The organism is Patiriisocius sp. 208BN25-11 (assembly GCF_058147145.1).
Genome location: NZ_JBYVJY010000007.1, coordinates 112,455 through 138,550 on the forward strand (window position 1 = coordinate 112,455; position 26,096 = coordinate 138,550).

A 26,096-nucleotide genomic window follows, 5' to 3' on the forward strand; every position below is an offset into this window, starting at 1 on the left:
TTATACCTTTTTATACACCCCAATTTTCCAATAACGCAATTCTTCATTGGTGGTTACGGTGGTAAAATCTAATTCTTCTAAGTTTTGATTTTCTTTGAAATATTCCCAACACCCCACACCTTCCCTGTAGATGGACGTCATTAGTATTCCGTTGGGTGTTAATGAAGCTATCATTCGCTCCATCACGTTGCCTTTTTCCTTGTCGTGGATGTAATAAAAAGCTTCGTTAAATATAATGATGTCAAATTTTTGTTTCGGAACATATTCAATGGCATCTGCCACGACAAAATCACTTTTTGGGTAGTTGTGTGCTTTTGCCTTTTCTATAGAAACTTTCGAGAAGTCTACCCCACAAAAATACGAATACGGCGTGTCTTGCATGCGCATGGTAAGTACGCCATCACCACAGCCAATATCCAGTATGCTAGGGTTTGATGGGCCATGACTTGCCATTAACGCAATAATGGTTTGGTATCTGCTCAGTTCTTTTTCACTTTGTAAACTATCCCATCGACCACTTTTATACTGCTTATCCCAACGCATTTTTCTGCGCCAGTGATGAAAACGATCTATTAAATTCATGCTCATATTATTGCGTTTTTAAGTGTTGTGCTAGAAATGGTTTCATCTTGCTTAAGATCATTTCTGGGGTAAGTTTGTGATACAACTCATCTGGGTTTTCTTCAATTTTCCTGCGCTCTTCTAGCGTAAACGAATCAAATAAATCGGGTTTCTCTTCTAGTAAATGGATAGAGTCATGTGCTTTTCCATCTTCAAAACTACACCAGTGTTCTTTGTTTACATACGGCGAATAAATGGTGAAGGTGGGTACATGCAATGCTTTGGTAATATGCACACTTCCTCCTTCATTAGAAACCAATAGGTCACATTGGTTCATAAGGCAAATAAAGCCTCGTATAGAATCTTCGTAAATGTCGATGTTAATGTGTTCTTTGTGCGCACACATCTCATAAATCTTTAAAGCCTCGGCTTTTTGATGCGGTGCATAATTAAATAATATCGTTGCCGAATAGGTACTCGTAATGTAGTCTATTAGTTCAACGATATACGGATAGGGCATCGACTTTTGAGGTGTGCTTCCTAGTACGCCTAGCATGATCACTGGTTTTTTCTCTGCGGAAATTTTAGTGTACTGCTTCTCTTGATCGGTTAAAAATATCTTAGGCTCGTAATCTGGATTGGAAAGCTCGAATACCGAAGCAATCATGTTGATGCGATCCTCAATGGCTTTTCCGCAATTCTTCGAACGGTGTTCTAAAAAACTGATAGGATGTGTATAGAAGGGAAGCTTTAATTCTTTGTGCGCGCGTTTTAAGCCAATTCTATAGTTAGCATTTGAGTTTAAGCAAATCAATCTGCTTTGTAGTTTCGAATAGGGATCAAAAATGATATCGTATTTTTCACGTTTGATCTTACGAATCATTTTGAGCAACTCTAAAGGTCTCTTTAATACCTTTTCTTGCACCGAAATAATACGATCTATATTCGGATTGTTTTCTAAAACCCCTGTGGTATAATCGTATACAAAATAAGTGACATGGCTATTCGGAAACACCTTTTTTATATTATTAGCAATCACCGAGCTGATGAGCACATCGCCAATTCGTTTATTTTGTATTACAAGAATTTGTTTGAGTTCCATTACCTTCGCAAAATACCTATTTTTTAAACGTATTTAAAATTTATTAATGTCCTTAGACATGCACATACATCCTAATTACACGAATTTAAATACAGAGATTTCTGCTTTGTTGTCAGATTTCGAAAATAAGGGAGAATACCTTACCAAAGGGGATCGTAATGTCATAAAAAAAGCAACGATTCAGGGTGTAACACTTACCATTAAAAAATTTAAAACACCGAACGTATTTCAAAGTTTGGTGTATCAATACCTTAGAAAGAGCAAAGCAAAACGATCTTTTGAATATGCTACAAAATTAACCGAGTTAGGAATAAAAACTCCCTTTCCCATCGCCTATGCAGAACGCTTTAGTGGCGGACTCAAAGAGAGTTATTATGTGAGCGAATTTGTAGATTACGACCTAGATTTCAGAGTCTTAAATCATAACCCCTTGTATCCCAATAGGGATGAAATCCTAGCACAATTTGCGGCGTTTACATTTCAGTTACATGAAAACAATATCAATTTTTTGGATCATTCTCCAGGAAATACATTGATTAAAATTTCAGCCCGCGTGTCGCCTGAAGCTTTAGCGGAGGCACAAAACAATCACTACGATTTCTATCTCATAGATCTCAATAGAATGAAATTTGAACCACTGTCTTTAGAAAAAAGAATGCATAATTTTAGGCGCATGTGGTTGTCCAAAAAGATGATCAACATCATGGCACCAGTGTATGCAAAACTTTGTGGTGAAGAAGTTAGTAAGGTGCATCTATTGATGTCACGCTACAGCAAACAGTTTCAAGGGAAGGTGAATCGAAAGAAATTGCGAAGAAGGAAAAAGAGTTGAGACCGCTACGCTGTTAGACCGTTCACTTCGTTCACTTATAGAAGATGGACCGCTTGCTCCTTCGCTATAGCTTCGGCGCACAAGTCGCTGTTAGAAATGAAAATAGTTTATACGTTTAGGTGTTTACGAGTTGTTATGCTTCATAAGATAGAATGTTCGATTGTCGAATTAACTTATTCTTCCACCAAAAACTTATCTATTTGTTTAATTATGTACTAATAGATAGTTTTAAATCTTCTTATTTGTTTATATTTGTCTCATTAAGATGAATATATGGCAATGCTAAATCCTATTCCGACAGAAAAAATCATCGAACGTCTTCGATACGAAAATCCGTGGTGGATTACCAAAGAGATTCCTGAAACTTACAGTTCAATGTCCAAAAGATTATATTTTGATCTCTTTTACCCATTCGTCCTTGAAAGAAGTGTAAAAAGGGCATTAGTCCTAATGGGACCAAGAAGAGTAGGTAAAACGGTAATGCTGTTTCATTGCATTGGGAATTTACTAGAAGGAGCAACAAATCCTCATAGACTATTCTTTATTGGAATAGATAATCCGATTTATGTCAACTTAAGCTTAGAAGACGTTCTAGCTCTTTGTAAAGAATCTTTACACCTTGACAATCTTAATGGTTGTTATGTATTTTTTGACGAAATACAATACTTGAAAGATTGGGAAAGACACTTAAAAGTATTGGTTGACTCATATCCAGAAACTAAATTCATTGTTTCAGGCTCAGCTGCTGCTGCATTGAAATGGCATAGCACAGAAAGTGGGGCGGGTAGATTTACTGATTTCTTATTACCTCCGTTGACATTTCAGGAGTATATTCATTTGAAAAATCTAGACCATTTAATTTTTGAAAGCCATATTCAATATGGAGATAAGGATATAGAGTATTGCTTAACGCATGACTCAAAAGCTTTAAATAAGGAATTCATTCATTATTTAAATTTTGGAGGCTACCCTGAGGTTGTGTTATCTGATAAAATACAAGGTGATATGGGTAGATATGTGAAAAATGATATTGTAGATAAAGTTCTTCTTAGAGATTTACCAAGTTTGTATGGAATCAAAGATGTACAAGAGCTAAACAGATTTTTTACATATATAGCTTATAACACGGGAAATGAATTTTCGTATGAGACAATGTCTAGGGAAAGTGGAATTCAAAAAGATACATTAAAAAAATATCTAGAATATTTAGAAGCAGCATTTTTAATTAAAGTATTAAACAAAGTCGGAGTCAATGCAAAACGATTAAAAAGGATTACAAGCTTCAAAGTATATCTTACAAATCCATCACTTCGTACTGCTTTGTTTTCACCGATAATTGAAACAGATCAAGAAATGGGAAACATGGTTGAAACTGCAATTCTTTCGCAATGGATGCATCGGGAGCAACTAGATTTAACTTATGCAAGATGGAAAGACGGCAGAAATGAAGGAGAAGTAGACCTTGTTTTAGTAGATGATAAAAGTTACAAACCAGTTTGGGGAGTAGAAATTAAGTGGAGTAATCGATATTTTGACAAACCACAAGAATTGAAAAGTTTAGTTAAATTTTGTGAAACAAATAAACTTAAAGCAGCAGTTGTCACTTCAATTGATCAAATAGGAATTAAAGAAACACAAAACTTGAGATTTACTTTTTTACCAGCTTCTATCTATGCATATAATATTGGAGAAATTACACTTAGAATGAAAACTAATCATTAAAGAAAAACGAAAGTACAGCAAAGTAAAGCTATACAAAACCGATAGGTTTAGGTGTTGAGGAGTTTAGCAGTTGCTTCAGTTTTTAATTTTGCCTAATGCCTAATGCCTAATGCCTAATGCCTAATGCCTAATGCCTAATGCCTAATGCTAATTAGTTGATGAGTTTAGGTGTTTATGAGTTTAAATGTTTCACTTTAGAATTTTAATTTTCATTCCCCAAGCCTAGAGGGTGCGAAAATTAACGTATCATAGAAAAACCACCCTTTAGGGCTGGGGTATATGTTTTTCTATTATACTATTTCGCTACAGCAAATAGTTTCAAGGGAAGGTAAATCATAAAAAGTTACGAAGGCGTAAAAGAAAGGTCTAACTTTTCTTTTTGAAATTTTACTAGTATGGTGTCTGTTTGAGCGCAGTCGAAAACTACAAGCCCTTATCTTAATTAATTTTCTAATTCTAGATACCCCTTATAAATCACGTCGCTTCAAAATAACATACGACCAATAAACAAAAAGCGTGGTCCAGCCCAGACATATTAAAATCGAATACCAAGGCACATCGTAAGATTTATCGAAGCTTTCACCCACTTGATTCGCGATAGTCTGTACGCCTCCAAGTCTTGTAAAAGGTTCCACGATGAGGTCAGACATGGCATTGAGCGGTAAGAAGTTGTATACGTTATCGATGAGGTTGATGTCTTTTCTGTTTTTTAGCCAAGCAAAAAGGATATAAATAATACCTTCAAAAACTTGCCATACCCCTAAAAAACCTAGGGCAAAAGCAGAGCGTTTTATCCAAATCCCAAGGAACATACAGAAGCTAAAAAAGGTAACTAACTTAATGAAATAACCCAAGAGGTATTGCATGTCGCTAAAGATGATTCCTATTTCAGTAAAGTCACTAAAAAAGAGACCCAATACCATCGATACTATAAATAAGAATACGGTAGACATTACCGAGAATAGTAATACCGCAAGAAATTTTGAAGCGATAAACTCTTTTTTGCTAAGTCCGTCAATAAGATTTTGTTTGAGCGTACGATAACTATATTCGTTGGCGACAATGGAAACAATAACAATGGCAAAGAAAATTTTAAGCCAAGCTGCCATGTAGCCATTAAAGTGCCATATAAAAGGAAAATTGAAAATACCCTGATCGGCAATTCTAAAGTTGACACCAGCAAAATCAAATTCGTAGGATGCAATTAAAGAGATTCCTAAGATAAGTGAACAGTACACAATGGTAATTACCTTTGCGGCCTTGTTGCGTTTTATTTTATCGAGTTCTATAGAGAGTAATCTAAGCATGTTGGTTTAGTTGAGGGTTGGTGCTGCATTTTTTGTTAAGGCTAAGAATTGCTCTTCTAAGCTTTCTTTTCTTTTTACTAGATGCGAAAGGGTAATTCCTTTGTCAAATAACAAAGCATTGAGTTTTGCAGCATCCATTTCTTCTTTGAGATACGCAACAAGCGTTTCTCCTTCTTCTTTTATGGTACCAAATGCAGGATGGTTTTCTAATACTTCTTTGAGCGCTTTCATGTCATCGCACTGTAAAGTGACAAATCCAAAACTAGCGTTCATCTCGTCTACTTTACCTACATAGAGGCTTTTTCCTTTGCGAAGTACCACCACATGTGTACACACTTTTTCTACTTCGTCTAGTAAGTGAGAAGCTAATAAAATGGTAGTCCCTTGTGAAGCAATTTTTTTGATAATGCCTCTAATTTGGTGTATTCCCTGCGGATCTAAACCATTAGTAGGCTCATCGAGAATTAATATTTCAGGATCGTTTAACAGCGCAGATGCAATCGCTAGACGCTGTTTCATCCCAAGTGAAAATCCTTTAAACTTATCGTCTTGGCGATCGAGTAAACCAACAATATCCAACTTTTTTTGTACTTGGTTTTTGTCTACCCCTTTAATCTTACATACCAACTCAAGATTTTGTCTAGCTGTCATGTACGGATAAAAGTTAGGTCGCTCAATAATAGCGCCTACTTTTTTTAATGCTTCATGTGTTGAGGCATTACCGCCAAACCAAGAAAAGTTTCCAGTGGTTCTGTTTACGACATTTAATACAATACCTAAAGTGGTAGATTTTCCGCTTCCATTGGGACCTAAGATGCCGTAAACATTTCCTTTCTCAATAGAAAAGGAGAGGTTGTCTACTGCGGTAAGACTTCCAAATTTTTTGGTGAGGTTTTCAATACTAAGAATGGTTTCCAAGAATAGCTATTTTAAAGTTGGTTATGTATCTGACGAGCAGTGCTCTTTTTTGTTACATAAAAGCAGGACTTATTACAAAAGACACTACAATAAAGCCCCTCTTTTGTTGTGTAGTTATTTGTATAATTTAATCTTTGCAGCAACACGTATGTTATGAGAAAAGTTGTTTTAATCACTGGAGGTTCTTCAGGAATAGGAAAAGCGATTGGAGCGTACTTGGTTTCGAAAGAATATACCGTCTATGGTACAAGTAGAAATCCAGATCGTTTTGGTACAGATTTTCCATTTACGTTATTGCCTTTGGATGTTACCGATACCGCAAGTATCAAGGCATGTGTTGCAGCTTTGTTAGAAAGAGAGTCTAGGATTGATGTGTTGGTTAATAATGCGGGAGTTGGTATCACTGGGCCCATTGAAGAAACTCCGATGGTAGAAATTGATAAAGCCTTTGCTACCAACCTGTATGGTCCCATTCAAATAGCTAATGAAGTCTTGCCCACCATGCGAGCGCAAGGAAGTGGTCATATTATTAATATTACCTCTATTGCGGGATATATGGGTTTGCCGTATCGTGGAATTTATTCTGCCACGAAAGCAGCTTTAGAAATTACCACAGAAGCCTACCGTATGGAAATTCAACAATTTGGAATCCAGATGACCAACGTGGCTCCGGGCGATTTTGCGACCAATATTGCTTCTGGAAGGTATCATGCTCCGGCATTAGATACTTCGCCATATAAGCAGGCCTATGGAGCAACACTAGACATGATGAATGCACATGTAGACAATGGAGAAGATCCCACCAAAATGGCAGCAGCCGTTCATGCTATTATCACCAATAAAACACCAAAAGTTCGCTATAGAGTAGGGGCTTTTATGCAGAAATTCTCTATCGTACTTAAAAAAGTCTTGCCTTCTAAAATGTACGAAAGGTTATTAATGAATCATTATAAGTTGTAGTGCTTAGCGATACCTTTCTAGTGTAGCATTTTGTTTTTCGATAGCTTCAACAAACTCAGCTTTCATTCGTTTTGTTAACTCTGCCATAGGCAAAGTATCTTTAATAGAAGTGACTCCTTGACCTGCAGACCAAATCGTTTTCCAAGCTTTCGCTTCGGTGTCCATTTCTTTACCGAAATCAATTTTAGCTTTACTTTCTAATTGCTCCTGTGTAATACCAGCAGCATCTAAACTCTTACTTAAAAAGTTGGCACTTACACCACTAATAGCTGCAGTATACGTAACATCTTTTGTTTCAGATTCGATGATCATTTCTCTATAGCCGTCCATTGCTTTACTTTCTGTAGTGTTTATAAAGCGTGTTCCCATGTAGGCAAGATCTGCACCCATTTGCATGGCACTCGCAACATCTTGTCCAGTACTTAGCGCACCAGAAAGCAAAATAAAGCCGTCAAAGATGCTTTTAATTTCGTTGATAAAAGGAACAGGATGTAAGGTTCCAGCATGTCCGCCCGCTCCAGCACAAACCAATATGAGTCCGTCGACACCTGCTTCGATTGCTTTTTCAGCATGACGTCTTTTAATCACATCATGAAATATGAGTCCGCCATAACTATGCACCGCATCTACTACCATACTAATGGCACCTAATGAGGTGATAATAAGCGGTACTTTATGTTTTACACAAACACGTAAATCTGCTTCAACTCTGGGGTTGCTAAAATGAACAATAAGATTTACACCAAAAGGAGCTGCTTTTTTACCTGTCTCTTTTTCCCAGGCTTCTAGTTCGGTTTTAATTTGCACGACCCATTCTTCAAAACCTTCTGTGGTGCGTTGGTTTAAAGCAGGAAAGGTGCCTACAATTCCATTTTTACAGGCGGCGATGACAAGCTCTGGTCCAGAGATTAAAAACATAGGCGCTGCAACTACAGGCAAACTAAGATCTTGAGTAAATTGGTCTTTATTCATAATGTTCATGATGTATGGCTACTAAATCGGAGTGCTAAAATACTAATTTAATAGGAGTATGCTAGCGTCAATGTATAAAGGTGATCACTTTGTGTGCTTCGGAAATATTATTGGGTGACTAAAATTTCCGAAGGGATGAAACTACACTTCTTTTTTCTTTTTCTTAAAGAGCCTTGCAATACGTCCAAAAAAGGTGTCAAAATCAAAAACACCTTGGTCTGTGGTTGCTCTATAGGTGAGCCAAATTCCTAAAGGGAACATAATAAACGTACTCATCCAGGTAGCAATAAAAGGATGGAGTGTTCCGTCTTCTGCACTATTCTTAGCAAAAATACCTATGAAATGATAGGTTAAAAACAATAAAATGGCCACAACCATAGGCAGTCCCATTCCTCCTTTACGAATAATAGCGCCTAGCGGTGCCCCTACAAAGAATAGAATAATACAGGCAATAGGTAATACTTGCTTGTCGTGTAAAGACATTTCGTACTTGTTGAGACGTTTGGTCTTTATTTTATATTCGTTCTTTTTGGCATCGATGGTTTGTATGGTTCCTTTTACGTTATTAAGTGCCATTTTTGCAATTTCGGTTTGGCGTTTTTCAGTAAATAGGTCTAGATACGAGTCTAATGAATCAGGGATTTTTTGTGCCTTAACTTTGGCGTTTTTAAATTTTGAAACACCCGTTCTGTAGTAGGTATTATTGGCAAACTTTTGTATGTCTTCGGTATATCCTTTAGAGAGTGAGTCTATTTCTACATATAATTCTCGCATGTTGAACATGTTTTGATTGCTCAAATCATTTTCACGATCGATATCGGTATTGTTTAACTCGGTAAGGTCTATGTTTACAATGTATTGTTTGAAATCTGTTTTCGCAAAAGGCATGCGTTTTTGCTTCTTGATGTCTTTTTCTTGCACATCTTCATAGCGTGATCCATCATTGAGAATAAGCGATAAGGTATTACTGCCTTCTTCACTTCGAAACTCTCCTGTGGCGGCAATGGTTACAATGTAGTTCCCATTTGGTTTTGCTGCATTTTTTTCGTGAATGATAATGTCTCTTAAAAACTCATCATTCTCTCCAGATTTTTCGGCTACTTTAATATTGAAACCTTCTCCGATTTGGCTAAATTGTCCTTCACTGATCACCATCGAAGGACTCACCTGCGCGAGGTTTCTGCGTAAGTTTTGCCATTTGTATTCAGAATATGGGATGACATTATTTGCAAAGAAGAACGCCGTTAAGGATAGTCCTAAAATAAAAAAAGTAAGACTACGCATGGCACGCTGTAATGAAATACCAGTCGATTTCATGGCGGCAAACTCGTAGCGTTCAGAAAAGCCACCAAAGACCATCAGGGAGGTCACTAAAATAGTAAGTGGTAATACTAGAGGAATTAATTTAGGGGCAAAGAACCACAAGAACTTTAATATGATGATAAAATCGATGTCTTTACCAGCAAGTTCTGCAATGTATAGCCAAATGGTTTGCAGGACAAAAATGAACATCAAAATAATGAAGACGCTAAAAAACGTCTTCAAATAAGTAACTAATATGTACCTGTCTAATATTTTCAAACCCGTAGTTAGTCTAGCTTATTGATATAGTACCCATCATTGGTGTACTTAGCTTCGTCAAAGGTAAACAAGGTTTTTGAAAGTGGCTGGTTTGTTTTAAAAGATTGTACCGTCAACGTGTATTTTGTGCCTTTGCTATCGGTTTGTATGAGCTTGTAAATATGTTTGGTTTGCTTATCGATACCTAGTAAAATATCTTTTATTTCGGCATTACTATCGATTGGAGTAAGCTTTACAAATTGAATCTTTCTTCCATTTACATTTTGAACAATATCCATTTTCGAATCATACCCTTCTTCGTAAAACGTTAACATTTCCGAAGGTGTAATATCCTTTTCTTCTTCAGCATTAAATGTAGAGATAGTGACCTCTTCATCTTCTGGAACGATCGTGTAAATGGATGCTCCGTCAAACATGCGTGTAATGCCTAGCATGTTTAAAACATATTTGTCTCCAGACAAGGCAACATCACCTCGTGTGTCTTGATTTACGCCTTCTTTTTGGTTGTTTAGGTTGTATTTGAAATCTATTTGCACATTGTCGTAGCTTCTTACTTTAGCAGAAACTTCTTTTAGTAATGCGGTTGCGTCTTGTGCGTAACTGGTGCTAGATGCAACAACTAAAATGATACTTAAAACTATTTTTTGAACTATTTTCATGCTATTTATTCGTTATCCAATAATTGATTCAAGGCTTCTAATGTGGGAACGGTTACACTTCTTGCTTTGCTTCCTTCAAAGGGACCTACAATACCGGCGGCTTCTAATTGGTCTATGATTCTACCGGCACGGTTGTAGCCTAATTTAAGCTTGCGTTGTAATAAAGAAGCAGATCCTTGTTGCGCAATCACGAGCACCTCTGCGGCTTCTCTAAAAAGTTTATCGCGTTCGTTGATGTTATTATCAAGAGTTGTGCCACCTTCTTCTCCAACATACTCTGGTAAAATATGGGCATCTGGGTAGGCTTTTTGTCCGCCAATAAAATCGGTAATGTCTGCTACTTCTGGTGTGTCTACAAAGGCACACTGAATACGCACCAAATCGTTTCCTTGGGTGTACAACATATCTCCGCGACCTATTAGCTGGTCGGCACCACCACTATCTAAAATAGTACGAGAATCAATTTTACTGGTCACTCTAAAGGCAATACGTGCTGGGAAATTGGCTTTAATAATACCTGTAATTACATTTACCGAAGGTCGTTGCGTGGCAACAATAAGGTGTATCCCAATGGCACGCGCTAATTGTGCTAAACGTGCAATGGGTGTTTCTACCTCTTTTCCAGCCGTCATGATAAGATCTGCAAATTCATCAATCACCAAGACAATGTAGGGTAGAAATTTATGTCCTTCTTCTGGATTTAATTTACGCTCTTTAAATTTGGTATTGTACTCTTTAATGTTTCTAACGTAGGCATTTTTAAGCAAATCATAGCGCTGATCCATCTCTACACAAAGAGAGTTAAGTGTGGTAATTACTTTATTGGTATCTGTAATAATGGCATCTTCATCGCCTGGTAATTTTGCTAAGAAATGGCGCTCGATTTTATTGAAGAGCGTAAGTTCTACTTTCTTAGGATCTACCAAAACAAATTTCACTTCTGCAGGGTGTTTTTTGTAAAGTAAGGATGTAAGAATGGCATTTAAACCAACCGACTTACCTTGCCCTGTGGCACCTGCCATAAGGAGGTGAGGCATTTTTGCCAAATCTACCACAAAGGTCTCGTTGCTAATTGTTTTCCCGAGTCCGAGTGGTAATTCCATTTCTGCGCTCTGAAATTTTGGAGAGGCAATGGTAGAACGCATCGATACCGTTTTAGGGTTTTTATTAGGAACTTCAATACCAATGGTACCACGTCCTGGAATAGGAGCGATGATACGAATTCCCAAGGCAGAAAGTGACAGCGCAATATCGTCTTCTAAATTTTTAATTTTTGAAATACGAATTCCTGCATCAGGAACAATTTCATACAAAGTAACCGTTGGTCCTACTGTAGCTTTTATACTAGCAATTCCAATTTTGTAATTGTTAAGTGTTTCAACAATTCGGTTTTTATTTTCTTCAAGCTCTTCTTGGTTAATGGTAATACCTTGTCCAGCCGTATAATCTTTTAGTAACTCAATGGTAGGAAATTTATAATTACTGAGTTCAAGGGTAGGATCAAATTCACCAAAGTCTTTGACTAGTTTGTCGCTTAAGTTCTCTTTTACAACCACTTCTTCCTTGGCTTGTTCTACTTCCATAGCGACACCATCTTCGCTGCTCTTAATCACAATTTTTTCTAATGGTGTTTCAACCTTAGAAGTAGTTTTTTCTTCGGAAACTTTAAATTTCTCGTTAATTGTTAGCGCACTCGGGTTGGTATCTAGGGGCACTTCGGTTGTTTTTATTTCAGAAGTACTAGGAACTATTGTTTCTATAGGTTTTTTTGTAATTGGAGTGTCTGTAAGATCTGCAGCGATCTCTTTCTTCGTTTTTTTCAATGCAGATTGTACGCGATCTGGTGTTAGTTTTAGACGTAATACCAAGTATACAATAGCGAAAAAGGTCATGAGCAATATGGTACCAATAAGTCCTATATAGTCTTGAAAAAAATCATTCATTTCATAGCCAATAACACCGCTAATAATGGCATTCTTTTCTGTAAAAAAACCAAAGAAAATGGAAAACCAAATCATGAGTAGCGTGCCCCAAAACCAAAATTTCTTTAATTGTTTTTTAGCGTAATCGAAAAAGAAATAAACTCCAGTTAGGGTTACCAGGGTAGCAAAAATGTAAGCGGCAATACCAAAGCCTTGATACATACAAAGGTGTGCAATGTTATTTCCAAAACTACTCAGCCAATTTTTGCTTTCCACATCTCTATCAGTAATACCTAGAATACTTTGATCTGCTTGCCAAGTAAAAAGGTAGGAAGTAAAAGAAAATAATAAGGCAAGACCCAACAGTGCTAAAAAACTACCCAATACAATCTTTTGTTGTTTAGAGAGTGAAAACGAGATAGGTTTTCTAGGTTGTTTTGTTTTTTTAGGAGTTGCTGTTTTCTTTTTAGCCATGAAGGAGTAGGTGTCTCAAACAAAAATACAAATTGTTATGAGTTAAGGGGTGTTTTTATTTTTTTTTAAATCCAGTGATGACATTTTTTAAAAGCATCGATTAAGAAGAAATAAATATAAACTAAAAACTTTTTTTTATGAAAACTTTTAAAACACTTACCGTAGTACTTTTAATGACCTTATCATTTGTTTCATGTTCTGGTGATGACGATACCGTTGCCCCTCCAACCAATGCAGAATTGGTTCTTGGCTTATGGCAGTTGCAATCTGCTACTCAGGATGGGAATCCTATTGCATTGGGAACTTGTGATTTGTTAAGAACCATTCGATTTGTAGCACCCAATATGTTTACACAAACATTTTACTCGGGCGCCAATTGCGGGACAGTAACACCTCTTTCTGGAACCTATACTATAGACGATACTAACATTATAGTAAATAGCGGTAGTCAAGGTACCACAGTGCGTATTATTACTTTAAATGAAACAAACCTGAGTGTAGAATTTAATGAAGGTGGTATTCTAGTGGTAGATAATTACTTAAAACAATTATAAGGTAGTTTTATGTTTGTTTGAAGATTGCCCAATGAAAAGAGGGTTTCTAAAAAAGTGAAAAAATACTATTTGTCTGGTTGAGCGGAGTCGAAACCTAAGTTTATTCTCAATGAGTTATAGTTCTCGACTGCGCTCGAACAGACATCTAAGTTTACTTTTTGAGAACCCTTTTTTCTATTATATAAAATTTATTTTTTCAGGAACTTCTTCGAGAATTGTACATTGTCATTGGCATCTAAACCATTCATAATATAAAGTCCTGCAGCAAGGTTGTCGATAAATATCTGACTGCTAAATTCACTAAAGTCTGTAGCTTGTTCGGCAATGATTTGCCCAGCGGTATTTGCGATAACTACTTTTACTACATTACAATCACATTTCAGTGTTAAGAAATCTGTTGCTGGATTTGGAAAATAAATAAGCTCAGTACCATCGAATGTTTCTGGATCTTCATTATCAATCTGTTCTGTCCAAAAAGTTGCCCAGGGTCTCGCTTGTTTTATAATTAATTGCCCTTCGCTTGTAATTTTGTACTCAATGTCCATGGCAAATGTATCGTTCTCAACAGCATCGTATAGTATAGCAAATTCGTCGTGAATTTTAGATAAGAATACTCGTATCTGTTCCAAATAAATTTCGTCCATGACTAATTCACCTTCTTCAACTTGATTCGAATTACGGATGACAGTATAGCTATCTTGGTTGGTTGCATACCTATTTAATAGAATTTCTTCAGGGATTGACATGCTGCCTGGATTTGTTATTAGGTCTTCACCAACTTGTGTATTTAAATAGAAAGTATCTTCAGTTTGGTATATTGGGTCTGTACTTACACCTACACCATTTGCTTTTTCTTCTTCGAAATTTGGGTGACATACTAATCCCATAGACGCTATGTAATGATCTACTCTGTAATAGTCTCTTTCATCATAGGCTCTAAAGTTCCATAAACTAGCATATACCTGCTTTACCGATTTTGAAATATGACCTTCATCAGGGTGTTGTGTTTTAGAAGTGTATAAACCTGCTCCACTAAATCCTGGTAAATCTTCATTGTTACTACTTGAGCGAACTCGAATAGGTGTGTTTACAGGAAAGGACTCATGCATTTCTTGAAGTTCATCGAGCATCCATTGTGGCATAGGAGCGTCTTTGATATCTCGACGAAAATCTTTAAGCATTTCCATACGCACATCTAGATTTGTCTGGAATTCTTGATTGGCTAACATGGTTTCTACACGATCAAAGAAATTATTGAACTTCATAAACTCTTGATAAAAATAAAAAGGAACACCGTATCCGTTAGGAATGGTTCCTTCTGGAAAACCAAAGGTTCTCAACGTAGCAAGATTGCTACACTTAGCACCAAAGGCATCAGACATTTCAAATGTGATATCTTCAAGAGGTAGAATGGAAGTAACGTTTAGATTTAATGGTGGTATTTGAGCATCTTCAGGCCTAAGGTTGTCATGCCAATCATTTACCTCTTCTAAACTAGCCTCTCTTACTGTGTATTCGCCTTGATCTACTTTGTAATGCACATAGCGCCCTACCAAATTTTGGATTGTAGTCACTTCAAGAGGGTCTTTAATATAGGCATTAGGGACATTATCTTGAATGGCTCTTAAATTTACATGCGATAATGGTGTTTGAAAAAATGAAGTAATAATACCGCCCACACGTGGCAAATTATTTGGTAATTGCTCGTACAAAACAATATCTCTAGAGCCTGGTGTTTCTTCAAGATCCATAACTCTTAATAGTCCATATCCTTCGGCTATATTGATGGCTAGATAATCTATATCGGCATAAATATCTTCTTCAAAAATGACTGGGACTCTAGAAGTATCGAAGAGCTCTTCATCGTTAAGGTAATCAATTTCTGCATTGGAAGTAACAAAATAAGAAAGATTGTTTTTTAAGAAGGGCATATTAGCTGCGAGCATTTCATGCGTAATTTGAACCGTTTCAAATGGTTTTCCTAATCCTTCACTATACACAAAAGTGTAAGCGCCTAGGGTTCCATTATTTGAAATTACGGTTGGATGGTAGATAATTTCTCCTCTAGCTGAATCTGTATTGCTTGGCCAATCTATCCCTACTGTATTGATGAAATGAATATGTCTATCGTGTGTTTCGCTATTGATAAAATAAAGTTTGGGACTATCTGTAAGAGGTTTTAAAATAATGAATTTCACAAACTCTTTTCCGTTTAAAAAAGGTGCCCAAGGGATATCCATTCCTTCTACAGATAACTCTTTAAACCCTGTAAAGTTTTTTACAGTCACCGTTCCATCTACTTCATCTACAGGGGGGGCTGCGTTTAATGGGCCAATAGTTGGCATGTTGTTAAATTCAGTAATATCATCTACACCATCTCCATCATGGTCTATAGGGTTGCTAATTGGGTATTCTAATACCTGATAATGTTCAAGTGGGTATTTTTCAGTAGATTCAGATATTAGTGTTGTTCCTGAGGTTCCTAGAGTCAGCGATGTAGTTTGAGTAAAAGGGCCTGTTGGCGTATGTCTTACTCTCAGCAAGTAATAATGCTCTTCTTCTGAATTTACCTCCAATTGTACTTGGTCATTAACATCAACCGCGTAGCTTATAATAGGTACCTCTTGACTAAAACCAATAGTAGTTATAAAAAAGGTAAGTGTAAAAAAGTATAATACAAAAGACTTCATAGCAATGTCTTGTTTATGAGTTTTTTATGCAAAGATACAAAGAATACTCAGTCATAATTATTTTTGGAACATTTCGGAAGTAATTACAAACTAACAAAGTAAATATTTCTAAAATTTCGGAATGTAAATTAAACAAGCAATTACCACTGCAGTAACCGCTGCAAAGAAAACTGCGCCGGCAGCAACATCTTTAATATATCCTATTTTTGGATGGTGCTCAGGATGTATGAAATTGGCAATTTCTTCGGCTGCTGTATTGAGACCTTCTGCTGTCATGACTAAACCAATGGCAAAACATTGTAACATCCATTCTGTAGCAGAAATGTCCATAACAAAACCAGCTATTGTAATGCCAATGGCAATCACAGTTTGTACTTGAATACTGGCTTCGTTTTTAATGAGTTGTATGGCGCCAATAATGGCATACTTACATCCCATTAGTCTTTTGCCTAAAAAGGAGTTCCACATTATCCTAATGCATTTAATGCTGCTTCATAATTTGGTTCTTGTCCAATTTCTGGTACTTGTTCCGAATACATAATGTTGTCTTGTTCGTCTAATACCATTACGACTCTGGAATGTAAGTTTGCAAATGGGCCATCTGCAACTGTAAGACCATAAGCATCACCAAAACTACCATCTTTAAAGTCGCTTAACATTTCAACGTTTTCAAGTCCTTCGGCTGCACAAAAACGCGCCTGAGCAAAAGGTAAATCTCTTGAAATGCAGAGCACTTGTGTGTTTTTTAAAGCAGCAGCTTCTGCATTAAATTTTCTTGAAGACGCAGCACAAACACCAGTGTCAACACTTGGGAAAATGTTCAATATTTTTCTTTTACCTGCATAATCTGCTAAGGTTTTAGAAGATAAATCGGCTGCAGAAAGGGTGAAGTCTGGAGCTTTGGTATTGTTTGCAGGAATTGATCCAACGGTAGTTGCGGGAGTACCACCAAGTGTTATTTGAGCCATAGTTTTTACTTTAGATATATAAAACCATAAAAATACAAAACACTATACAATGTTGTGTTAGGATACTCACAAAAAAATCAATAAACTAGAGATCTTATTCAGAGATATTTTAATATAATATAGAATAAAAACGTCCCTATACTTTTGGTAAAGGTACGTTTAAAATTGTTTAATGAGCGACTAGTTTAACTGTTCTGTTAAATACTGTGCTACTCCTTTACGGTCTGCGTTCATAGCAGTTTCTCCTTCTTGCCAGTTGGCAGGACATACTTCACCGTTTTGTTGTACGTGTGCATATGCATCGATAAGACGTAAAAATTCTTGAACATTTCTTCCTACAGGCATGTGGTTAATGCTTTCGTGAAAAACCGTTCCTTCTTCGTCAATAAGGTAAGTTGCTCTGTAGGTTACATTATCACCGTCAACTTGAACCGTTCCAGTTTCTTCATCATAACGCTCATTAGTTACATCAAGAATACCTAATTGCGATGATAAGTTACGGTTGGTGTCAGCTAAAATAGGGTAGGTGATGCCTTCGATTCCTCCGTGATTTTTTGGAGTGTTTAACCAAGCAAAGTGTACTTCTGGAGTGTCACAAGAAGCTCCAATCACCATGGTGTTTTTTGCTTCAAAAGCATCCATAGCAGCCTGAAAAGCGTGTAACTCTGTAGGACATACAAAGGTAAAGTCTTTTGGGTACCAGAATAAGATTACTTTTTTGTTCTCTTTTTGTGCAGTTTCTAATACGTTTATTTTACGTGTGATACCAGATTTGTCTGTTGCATCAACAGCTAGGTTTGGGAATTTTTTTCCAACAAATGCCATAGAATTATTTTTTGTGTTTATGTTCTTTTTATCGCCAGTTTCGTTGGCAATTTTCAGGCGGCAAAAGTACACTGTTGTTTTAGATTTTCTTACCTCTTTGTAAGGTTTTTTTCTGAAATTTTAGTGGACATAAAAAAGCTTCGGAAATACTAAAATTTCCGAAGCTTTAAAAAAAGTTGATGATGTAATTATGCTGCTTTTGATTCTTTGAGCATTTTGATTTTTATTCTAAATGCTGCAAATAATAAAGTTGTAAACGGACTAAGCCAATTAAAAATTGCGAAGAAAAAATAATCAACAACGGGAACTCCTAAGACACCACTTTGGTAAGCACCACAAGTGTTCCAAGGGACTAATACAGAAGTTACGGTACCAGAGTCTTCAAGAGTTCTAGATAAGTTTTCTGGAGCTAGACCTTTATCTGCAAAAGCTTTGGAATACATTTTTCCAGGAACTACAATGGCAAGGTATTGATCACTTGCCGTTAAGTTTAATGCCAAACAGCTAGCTACCGTACTAGCAAACAAGCCGAATGTAGTATGAAATAACGATAGTAAGGCTTTGCTTATTCTAGCCAAAGCACCAATGGCATCCATCACACCTCCAAAAACCATGGCACAGATAATAAGCCAAATGGTTCCTAACATGCCGCTCATACCTCCAGCCGAAAATAAATCGTTTAAGGCTTCATTGTCTGTAGCAACGGCTGTATCAACTGTAATCGCATTCATAATTCCTTTATAACCTGTAATAAAATCTAAGGAAACTCCACCGCCTATGTTTGTTACAATAGAAGGTTGAAAGATAAGTGCAGCTACTGCTCCCAAAAGTGTTCCAGCTAATAAGGCAATAAGGGGTGGTGTTTTTCTAATGATCATTACAATAACAAGCAAGGGAACTATAAACAACCATGGAGAAATTGTAAACGATTTTTCTATAGATGCTAAGATGCTTGCCGTGTCTGCAATACCTGTTGGGTCTAGTCCTAATCCTATAATGATAAATACAATGAGCGTGACTACAATAGTGGGAACTGTTGTAAACAACATATATCGAATATGTGTAAACAAATCGGTACCCGCCATAGCAGGCGCTAGGTTTGTGGTGTCACTTAATGGCGATAATTTATCTCCAAAGTAGGCTCCAGATAATACGGCACCAGCTGTCATACCCAGAGAAATCCCTAAGGCTTCCGAAATACCAATAAGCGCAATACCTACAGTAGCAGAGGTGGTCCAACTACTTCCAGTCGCCACCGAAATAATAGCACAAATAATCACACAAGAAGGTAAAAATATAGTGGGATTTAATATTTGGAGTCCGTAATAAATCATGGTTGGAATAATACCACTAATAAGCCACGTTCCAGCAAGAGCTCCTACCATAAGTAAGATAAGTAATGCTCCAGAAGTGGATTTTACATTTTCGGCCACTTCTTCCATCATGGTTTTGTACGAAACCTTATTGTTGATACCTACCATTGCAGCAACTGCAGCACCTAGTAATAAGATAAATTGATTACTACCACTCAATGCATCATCTCCAAATGCATAAAACACATTGAAGAATAACATGATGACTAGTGCAATTACAGGAATAAGCGCTTCCCAAATACTTAGTTGTTTATTGTCTTTTATTTTTTGGTCTTGAATATGAATATCGGTGAGATTGTCTTCTTGCATCTTAAAGATTTTAATTGGTTTTGTAATGTTACGATTTTGGTGGGATGTATGCAAGTTCAGAAGAAAATGTATTTTTTGAGGAGTACATGTTAACGACACTTAAAAACCTGTAAACTACATGGTAAAACATGTAAATGATACAGAACTAGTTAATCTTGTGATAGTTTTTTTGGATATTGTAGCATGATAACTTTTTAAGTTCTAAAAGTTTATGTGTATGAAATCCTTTAAATGTCACTTTTTTCTTTTCTTTCTTACGTTTGTAATTACGGCTCCAATTCTCCTTGCGCAAACCAAGTTGGATAGTTTAGAGCAAGCATATCTTAAAGAACTAAACCCTGCTAAAAAAGCAACATTATCTTTAGAAGTAGCCGAGCATTATCTGGATGTGAATCCAAAAAAGGCTCGAACGTACCTGAGTACTATTTCAAAAAAAGATAGTGTAGCATTTTCTTTGCCATCAAAAATTAGATACTGTATTGCCAATGCAATACAGTATAGAGAAACAAACAAATTAACATCATCAAGACACTATTTGGATGAAGCTTTGTTGTTGAGCAATCGTTCGCAAGATTCTATTTTATTCAAATCAAAGATTTATGGTTTGTTTGGAGCTATTGCAGATGATGAAAGCAATGTTAAATTAGCTGTCCAACTCCATATAAAAGCCCTGGGGTATGCAGAAATGTCCAAAAACCGACTCCAGATAGCTTCTATTAATGCTGGGTTAGGACGGTGTTATATTTATTTAGAAGAATATGAAAAGGCAAAAAAGCATTACGAGAAAGCCATCTTTTTAAAAGAATCTGAACAGGAATTTGATGAGCATTTGGCACGGTATTATACTAATTTAAGTTCTTGTTTTGATGCACAAGGGAGCTATCAAAAAGCGATGCTATACATTGATAAGTCTATTGCCATTTTAAAAGAAATGCAGAGAATCCCTAGTTTAATTACTGCTTATAATAACAAAGCATATACATTGTATTTGTTACATGAATATAACAAAGCTGAGCATTTTGTAACAAAAGCCATACAAAAAGCCGACTCTCTTGAACTTGAAACTGCACAGATGTATAATTACAGTACCTATGCGGAGATATTATTTGCCAAAGGCGATTTGAAAAACGCTGAGTTTTTTATGAATAAATCAATTGTTTTAAGTGAGAAACAAAACGATTTATACTTAGCTAAGTACAACTTAGATTTTATGTTTAGTTTGCATGAGCGCAGGGGTAATTACAAAAAGGCACTAGAATTTTACAAAAAAAAGAGTGACGTGTTGCATGAAGTATACAGCACTCAAAACAGAAAAGAAATTGAACGATTATCGTTAGAGTACGAAACCGAGAAAAAAAATAAAGCAATCGCGTTGCTGAATGCAGAGAATGAATTACAGCAAAACGATTTAAAAAAGAGCAAGCAATTACAAATAGCTTTTTTAGTAACAGCATTGCTTTCTTTTCTTATCATTGGACTATTGTGGTCCCGATATAAAAATAAACTTAAAACAGACACTATTTTAAAAGATGCATTGCAAAAGAGTTATGAGAAAAAATTGAGCGACACGGAGCTTCAGGCATTACGTGCGCAAATGAACCCGCACTTTTTATTTAATTGTTTAAACTCAATCAATAGTTTTATTATAAAAAATCAACAAGAACAGGCCTCAGAGTATTTATCAAAATTTAGCATGCTCATTCGAAAAGTTCTTAATAATTCTAAAGAGAAAAGAGTCACTTTAGCAAACGAGCTGGAGGCCTTAAAGCTATATGTAGAGCTGGAAGCATTGCGGTTTAATCATTCATTTACATATGAAATTTTAGTAGCTCCAAATGTTGAAAAAGATTATCTTGAGATTCCTCCATTAATCATTCAGCCCTACGTAGAAAATTGTATTTGGCATGGATTGCTTCATAAAAAAAGTGGTACAGGTCATTTACTGGTTCAAATTACTCAAGAAGAAGATGCCTTAGTTTGTATGATAGAGGATAATGGAATTGGTAGAAAAGCTGCTAAGAAAATTAAAGATAAAAACTCCATCAAACAAAAATCGTTTGGGATGAATATCACCAAGGAACGATTACAACATATCAACGAAAAATTTATTGGCGCAACAGATATTAACATCGAGGATTTAAAAGATGCTTCTGGTGCTCCAGCAGGAACTAGAGTGATCATTAAAATAGCTATAAAATGAATTTGAAAGCAATCATTATTGACGACGAACAACATTGCATAGAAACCCTATCATGGCAACTAGAAAAGTATACATCTAACTTAGTGCTTTTGGGTACCTTTCAATCACCAAAAAAAGCGCTTGCATTTTTGCAAAAAAATGATGTTGATATTTTGTTTTTAGATATAGAAATGCCAGAGATGAATGGTTTTGAGTTATTACAACAACTAGATACAAAAAGTTTAGATGTAATATTTACAACAGCCTACGATGAATTTGCAATTAAGGCCTTTAATGCGAGTGCTATAGACTATTTGTTAAAGCCCATTGGTAAGGATTTGTTACTAGCTGCGGTGTCTAAAGTTTCAGAAAAAAAGAAACCTGCTATTTTACCAGAACAAATTGAGATTTTACAAAAGGCATTACATCAAACGCCTAACAAAGATAGAATCGCGGTGCCCACAAAAGAGGGCTTGCAGTTTATTAAGATTTCTGAAATATTATATTGTATTTCAGATAGTAATTACACCTTTATATATCTCTCATCTGGGGTTAAAATTTTGGTGAGTAAAACTCTCAAAGAAATTGAATTACTACTACCAACTACAAACTTTCTTAGGATCCACCATTCGCATCTCATTAACCTAAGTAAAATTGATCGCTACATAAGGGGCGATGGCGGATATGTGGTCATGGATAATAAAAAAAGTTTGAGGGTGAGTAGAAGTAGGAAAGAGACATTATTATCTTTATTTACCAGCTAATCTACTTTCGGGAAGTATCCTTTTTTTCCTGCAAGCTACGCACAAAAACTACCTACTGCTAATTAGTGCAAGGCGATACCTATTTGTACTCATACTTTTACGTAAACAACATGTAAATAAGTATCATAAACATGCCACGAATAGTATTTACTTCCTATAAAGTTAGCATCTCTCAATTCACAGAAGCAGCAGCAAGAATAGATTGTTTTGATAACAACATCTTGGTTGGACGTATCTCTTTTGTGAAAAAGAAGCCTGAAAAACCATATATACAACACGCTTTTATGTTGTTTTACCTCTTGTCCTATTTTGATAGAGTGTTGTCATTACTTCAAAAAGAAGCACCGTTGTTTTTGGAAATATGGGGTTCAACAAATAGGTATTGCAGCATTACAACAAGCAAAGAACCTGTTGGAGAAGAGGAGTCTACCTCGTAATTGTATTATCTAAAAATGAACGTATGAAAACAAAACTATTAATGGTGTTATTATTTCCCTTTTTTGCCCTCAGCCAAGTGGGTATTGGTACCGAAACTCCCAATGCCCTTTTGGATATTAAAGCGAGTGATCCTGCAAATCCATCAAGAACCGATGGTTTGTTGATCCCTAAAGTTGATGAGTTTCCACCTTCACCAACGGCTGCGCAAGACGGGATGCAAGTCTATATCACTGGAGAAGGCAGTGTATCAAAAGGATTTTATTATTGGGACCATACTTTTGGTGGTTGGCAAGCTATTATTAACGGACAAACAAGTAGTAAAGCTTGGTATAAGGAGGGCACTACAACAGTGCCAGAACTTATAACAGATGATATTTACACGGATGGTAATGTAGGTATTGGGATTGAAAATCCTAACTATCCCTTAGAAATTCATAATGATTTAGAATTTTTTAGTGCTTGGATTAATGTAGAGGATCATTCGCTACCAAATAATATAGGTTTATATGTCAAAAATAATAGGACGATAGATGATGCGCAAAGTAATGTAGATCAGGGGGTAATTATAAGTTTAACTGGAGAAGGACAGGGAAATCGGTTAGGATTTCAGTCTTATATTAACACCGAAGGTGACGGACAGCACATAGGTGTTAGTAGTTCACTTCAAGGTGGGGGTGATGGTACAAAACATAATTCTTTAAATCAAATAACCGGAACAGGTAATGGCATACATTATGGTGTAAGAACAATACTTACCGGTTCAGGTGATGGCTATCATTATGCTGCTAATAATGAGCTCACTGGTTCTGGCGAGGGTAATCAATATGGAACCTATAATTTTTTAAATAATTCTGGAGATGGGGAACACTATGGAAGTTATTCTTTTTTAAGAGGAAGTGGCACTGGAGATAAGTATGCAGTTCGAGGTGAAGTTTCTAATCTAGCAAATGGTACAGGTTATGCTATTTATGGTGCCGCAACTAACCCTGGAAGTTTTGCAGGTTATTTTTTAGGCACTGTATCTATTGGAGATACTGAAGCAAATCAATATACATTACCATCTTCGCGAGGTATTGATGGGCAAGTGCTACAAACAGACGCCCTCGGTAATTCCACTTGGGTTTCAACGGCTACTTTTTCTGCAAAAACAATAAATGAATTAAACGATGGAAAAAGTGATAACGATGGCACAGACAACGGGTCTTCCATATTTTTAGGAGTAAGTGCTGGTGTTCTTGATGATGGTACAGATAATAAAAATACGGGTATTGGATTTCAATCATTACGATCTAACACAACAGGGTTAGAAAACACTGCCTTAGGGTATAGAAGTTTATTTGACAATGTTTCTGGACAAGCAAATGTAGGTATTGGCATGCTTGCATTATCTTCTAATCTTGATGGATATGGAAACACGGCTTTGGGCTCCTATGCACTGAGAGATAATGAAAGTGGTTGGTCTAATTTAGCTATAGGTATTCAGAGTTTGTTCTCAAACACTACAGGCCATTTAAATACAGCAATAGGATCAAATAGTTTAAGAAATAATGTATCTGGTGACGGCAATACCGCTATTGGTATTAATAGCGGACAAAATAGTACTGGCAATGGCAATATATTTATAGGGAATGACGCAGGTGGAGCTTTAACTAATGGTGATAATAAGTTGTTTATTGAAAATACAGCTGCAGATGAAAATAATGCCCTTATTTATGGGGAATTCGATACCAATCTTCTGCGTTTTAATGGAGAGGTGCAGGTGCAACAAAGTACCAATCCTGTTTTAAAAGTAACAACAAATGACGGCAACTCGAGTTTCTTTAAAATGCAAGAAGGCGGTGGCTTTGGGTTCGAGCTTGAATATAGAGGTGCTACAGATAAACTTCATTTATGGTCTAGGTTGTTTTCCGGCAACGAGGGCATTAGAATGACCTGGCTAAAAAATGGAAATGTAGGTATTGGTGCAACAAATCCAGATGTAAAATTACAAATTACAGGGGGGACTGATGCAAGTCTTACCAATGGTAGTGGTTATTTTGTGCTGGGCAATGTAGCTGGTGATAATATAGTAATGGATGAAAACGAAATCATGGCAAGAAGTATCGGAGGTACGGCTCCTCTGTATCTTCAAAATGAAGGGGGTGATGTTTTTGTTGGTGGCGCTGTGGTGCATAGCAGTGATAGTAGACTAAAACACAGTGTTTCAACACTTCAATACGGTCTAGATGAAATATTAAAACTCCAACCAAAAGAATATTTTTGGAATCATACACCTAATCAAAAAGTAACATCTCTAGGATTAATAGCACAAGATGTACAAAAAGTAATCCCTAATCTAGTCATACAAAAAGAAGACGAAATACAAACACTTGCAGTCAAATATACAGAGCTTATTCCTGTGCTAATTAACGCCATACAAGAACAACAATTAAAAATCGAAACCCTCGAAGGCAAGCTAGAGGTTTTAGCCTCAGAAAAATAAACTAAATAATAACAACTATAAAAAGATTAATTATGGCAGAAGCATTTATTTTTTGGAATCATGGCGTACAAGCTATACCAGAGTATACAAAGCACTACACAAATACTGACAATGGTTTGTATTTTAGACGGGCAGGTTGGGGAGCTGTAGCTACTCAAAAAGAGGGAACTACTAATTGGTTCCATATTCCACTAACAGCTGCATCCTCCTTGGATGGAGATTTTACTTTAATTAATGGTGTTATGCTAAAGCTTAAAGTAAATAATAATGCAGCTGTTAAAAGGATTCATGTCACCCAAATAAGTAGGTTCGAATCTGTCAAAGAACCTACCCTTGTTTTATCAAAAGTTGTTAATTTGACAGGCATTGATGACACGATAAAATTTCCATTTCCTCAAAAAATTGGAGACGGAGCAATCGTAGTTTCCGTTTTTGTAGACTTTGAGGAAAAAAATGGAGAGGTTACTTTCAAAACAGCTGGCTTAAATATGTTAGAATGGTAAA

At 36.3% G+C, this 26,096-nt stretch carries 22 protein-coding genes; 9 read left to right on the top strand and 13 right to left on the bottom strand.

What is annotated here, in order from left to right:
- A complete protein-coding gene (locus ACY2RS_RS10075) occupies nucleotides 1–588 on the bottom strand; it encodes a class I SAM-dependent methyltransferase (RefSeq protein WP_490098525.1) in 588 nt (195 codons plus the stop codon).
- 1 nt (nucleotide 589) lies between these two features.
- Entirely contained in the window at nucleotides 590–1,663 is a 1,074-nt protein-coding gene (locus ACY2RS_RS10080) for a glycosyltransferase family 9 protein (RefSeq protein WP_490098526.1), read from the bottom strand.
- A 46-nt stretch (nucleotides 1,664–1,709) separates the two neighbouring features.
- On the opposite strand from ACY2RS_RS10080, the gene ACY2RS_RS10085 reads away from it, so the two are divergent.
- Together ACY2RS_RS10085 and ACY2RS_RS10090 are read left to right on the top strand one after the other, a co-directional pair.
- Nucleotides 1,710–2,495: a lipopolysaccharide kinase InaA family protein gene (locus tag ACY2RS_RS10085; protein ID WP_490098527.1), complete on the top strand. Its 786-nt coding sequence runs from the start codon at nucleotides 1,710–1,712 to the stop codon at nucleotides 2,493–2,495.
- 273 nt (nucleotides 2,496–2,768) lie between these two features.
- Nucleotides 2,769–4,217 (top strand): ATP-binding protein, encoded by a 1,449-nt coding sequence (locus ACY2RS_RS10090; RefSeq protein WP_490098528.1) that lies wholly within the window; start codon nucleotides 2,769–2,771, stop codon nucleotides 4,215–4,217.
- Nucleotides 4,218–4,684: 467 nt separating this feature from the next.
- On the opposite strand, the gene ACY2RS_RS10095 is transcribed toward ACY2RS_RS10090, so the two are convergent.
- Together ACY2RS_RS10095 and ACY2RS_RS10100 are read right to left on the bottom strand one after the other, a co-directional pair.
- On the bottom strand, nucleotides 4,685–5,524 hold the full coding sequence (locus tag ACY2RS_RS10095; RefSeq protein ID WP_490098529.1) for an ABC transporter permease: 840 nt from the start codon (nucleotides 5,522–5,524) through the stop codon (nucleotides 4,685–4,687).
- A 6-nt stretch (nucleotides 5,525–5,530) separates the two neighbouring features.
- The gene (locus ACY2RS_RS10100) at nucleotides 5,531–6,442 is read right to left on the bottom strand and encodes an ABC transporter ATP-binding protein (RefSeq protein WP_490098530.1); all 912 of its coding nucleotides are present in this window, start codon (nucleotides 6,440–6,442) and stop codon (nucleotides 5,531–5,533) included.
- 153 nt (nucleotides 6,443–6,595) lie between these two features.
- Between ACY2RS_RS10100 and ACY2RS_RS10105 the strand changes: the two genes are divergently transcribed.
- On the top strand, nucleotides 6,596–7,402 hold the full coding sequence (locus ACY2RS_RS10105; RefSeq protein WP_490098531.1) for an SDR family oxidoreductase: 807 nt from the start codon (nucleotides 6,596–6,598) through the stop codon (nucleotides 7,400–7,402).
- Nucleotides 7,403–7,405: 3 nt separating this feature from the next.
- Here the strand turns inward: ACY2RS_RS10105 and ACY2RS_RS10110 are convergent, their stop codons facing one another.
- The 4 genes from ACY2RS_RS10110 to ACY2RS_RS10125 form a co-directional block, all read right to left on the bottom strand.
- Nucleotides 7,406–8,374, bottom strand: a complete 969-nt coding sequence (locus ACY2RS_RS10110; protein ID WP_490098532.1) for an NAD(P)H-dependent flavin oxidoreductase — start codon at nucleotides 8,372–8,374, stop codon at nucleotides 7,406–7,408.
- Between the two features lie 141 nt (nucleotides 8,375–8,515).
- A complete protein-coding gene (locus tag ACY2RS_RS10115; protein WP_490098533.1) occupies nucleotides 8,516–9,886 on the bottom strand; it encodes an LptF/LptG family permease in 1,371 nt (456 codons plus the stop codon).
- Between the two features lie 77 nt (nucleotides 9,887–9,963).
- The gene (lolA1, locus tag ACY2RS_RS10120) at nucleotides 9,964–10,614 is read right to left on the bottom strand and encodes an outer membrane lipoprotein periplasmic chaperone LolA1 (protein ID WP_490098534.1); all 651 of its coding nucleotides are present in this window, start codon (nucleotides 10,612–10,614) and stop codon (nucleotides 9,964–9,966) included.
- Between the two features lie 5 nt (nucleotides 10,615–10,619).
- Nucleotides 10,620–13,010: an FtsK/SpoIIIE family DNA translocase gene (locus ACY2RS_RS10125; protein WP_490098535.1), complete on the bottom strand. Its 2,391-nt coding sequence runs from the start codon at nucleotides 13,008–13,010 to the stop codon at nucleotides 10,620–10,622.
- Nucleotides 13,011–13,147: 137 nt separating this feature from the next.
- On the opposite strand from ACY2RS_RS10125, the gene ACY2RS_RS10130 reads away from it, so the two are divergent.
- A complete protein-coding gene (locus ACY2RS_RS10130; protein ID WP_490098536.1) occupies nucleotides 13,148–13,564 on the top strand; it encodes a lipocalin-like domain-containing protein in 417 nt (138 codons plus the stop codon).
- Nucleotides 13,565–13,752: 188 nt separating this feature from the next.
- Here the strand turns inward: ACY2RS_RS10130 and ACY2RS_RS10135 are convergent, their stop codons facing one another.
- The 5 genes from ACY2RS_RS10135 to nhaC form a co-directional block, all read right to left on the bottom strand.
- Nucleotides 13,753–16,254, bottom strand: a complete 2,502-nt coding sequence (locus tag ACY2RS_RS10135; RefSeq protein ID WP_490098537.1) for a PEP/pyruvate-binding domain-containing protein — start codon at nucleotides 16,252–16,254, stop codon at nucleotides 13,753–13,755.
- A 108-nt stretch (nucleotides 16,255–16,362) separates the two neighbouring features.
- Nucleotides 16,363–16,722, bottom strand: coding sequence for a diacylglycerol kinase (locus ACY2RS_RS10140; protein ID WP_490098538.1), 360 nt, complete (start codon nucleotides 16,720–16,722; stop codon nucleotides 16,363–16,365).
- Nucleotides 16,722–17,222 carry a thiol peroxidase gene (tpx, locus tag ACY2RS_RS10145; RefSeq protein ID WP_490098539.1) on the bottom strand — a complete coding sequence of 167 codons (501 nt, stop codon included), beginning with the start codon at nucleotides 17,220–17,222 and terminating at the stop codon, nucleotides 16,722–16,724. The genes ACY2RS_RS10140 and tpx overlap by 1 nt, the downstream gene beginning before the upstream one ends.
- A 180-nt stretch (nucleotides 17,223–17,402) precedes the next feature.
- The gene (locus tag ACY2RS_RS10150) at nucleotides 17,403–18,047 is read right to left on the bottom strand and encodes a peroxiredoxin (RefSeq protein WP_490098540.1); all 645 of its coding nucleotides are present in this window, start codon (nucleotides 18,045–18,047) and stop codon (nucleotides 17,403–17,405) included.
- Nucleotides 18,048–18,235: 188 nt separating this feature from the next.
- Nucleotides 18,236–19,729: a Na+/H+ antiporter NhaC gene (gene nhaC, locus ACY2RS_RS10155; protein ID WP_490098541.1), complete on the bottom strand. Its 1,494-nt coding sequence runs from the start codon at nucleotides 19,727–19,729 to the stop codon at nucleotides 18,236–18,238.
- A gap of 217 nt (nucleotides 19,730–19,946) precedes the next feature.
- Here nhaC and ACY2RS_RS10160 point away from each other — a divergent pair, with 217 nt between their 5' ends.
- From ACY2RS_RS10160 to ACY2RS_RS10180, 5 genes are all read left to right on the top strand, one after another.
- The gene (locus ACY2RS_RS10160; RefSeq protein ID WP_490098542.1) at nucleotides 19,947–21,929 is read left to right on the top strand and encodes a tetratricopeptide repeat-containing sensor histidine kinase; all 1,983 of its coding nucleotides are present in this window, start codon (nucleotides 19,947–19,949) and stop codon (nucleotides 21,927–21,929) included.
- Complete coding sequence (locus ACY2RS_RS10165) at nucleotides 21,926–22,672, top strand: LytR/AlgR family response regulator transcription factor (RefSeq protein ID WP_490098543.1); 747 nt, start codon at nucleotides 21,926–21,928, stop codon at nucleotides 22,670–22,672. Before ACY2RS_RS10160 ends, ACY2RS_RS10165 begins: the two co-directional genes overlap by 4 nt.
- 131 nt (nucleotides 22,673–22,803) lie before the next feature.
- Complete coding sequence (locus tag ACY2RS_RS10170) at nucleotides 22,804–23,109, top strand: hypothetical protein (RefSeq protein WP_490098544.1); 306 nt, start codon at nucleotides 22,804–22,806, stop codon at nucleotides 23,107–23,109.
- A gap of 23 nt (nucleotides 23,110–23,132) precedes the next feature.
- Nucleotides 23,133–25,592: a tail fiber domain-containing protein gene (locus ACY2RS_RS10175; RefSeq protein WP_490098545.1), complete on the top strand. Its 2,460-nt coding sequence runs from the start codon at nucleotides 23,133–23,135 to the stop codon at nucleotides 25,590–25,592.
- Nucleotides 25,593–25,624: 32 nt separating this feature from the next.
- A complete protein-coding gene (locus tag ACY2RS_RS10180; protein WP_490098546.1) occupies nucleotides 25,625–26,095 on the top strand; it encodes a hypothetical protein in 471 nt (156 codons plus the stop codon).
- Nucleotide 26,096 lies beyond the last annotated feature (1 nt).